Origin of the sequence: Klebsiella sp. G-Nf4 (genome assembly GCF_002810615.1) — a bacterium.
Taxonomy (GTDB): domain Bacteria; phylum Pseudomonadota; class Gammaproteobacteria; order Enterobacterales; family Enterobacteriaceae; genus Klebsiella; species Klebsiella variicola.
This window is the reverse complement of the sequence record NZ_PION01000034.1, coordinates 1-408: the sequence shown is the minus strand read 5'-3', so window position 1 is coordinate 408 and position 408 is coordinate 1. Positions and strand designations below refer to the sequence as shown.

2 rRNA genes are annotated in these 408 nt (G+C 44.6%); both read left to right on the top strand.

Annotated features, from left to right (window positions below):
- A 16S ribosomal RNA gene (locus CWM57_RS27080) occupies positions 1 to 102 on the top strand; the annotation flags it as partial.
- A gap of 207 nt (positions 103 to 309) precedes the next feature.
- Positions 310 to 408: ribosomal RNA gene (locus CWM57_RS27075) — 23S ribosomal RNA — on the top strand; the annotation flags it as partial.

The window sequence follows — 408 nt, the reverse complement described above, 5'->3', positions numbered from 1 at the left end:
AGCTTAACCTTCGGGAGGGCGCTTACCACTTTGTGATTCATGACTGGGGTGAAGTCGTAACAAGGTAACCGTAGGGGAACCTGCGGTTGGATCACCTCCTTACCTTAAAGAACCTGCCTTTGTAGTGTCCACACAGATTGTTTGATAAATGATAAATTTCAAAATGTACTGCGAAGTGCATTGTGAAATTTTGCTCTTTAAAAATCTGGATCAAGCTGAAAATTGAAACGACACATCTTTAATGGTGTGTTCGAGTCTCTCAAATTTTCGCGACACGATGGTGTTTTACGAAACATCTTCGGGTTGTGAGGTTAAGCGACTAAGCGTACACGGTGGATGCCCTGGCAGTCAGAGGCGATGAAGGACGTGCTAATCTGCGAAAAGCGTCGGTAAGGTGATATGAACCGT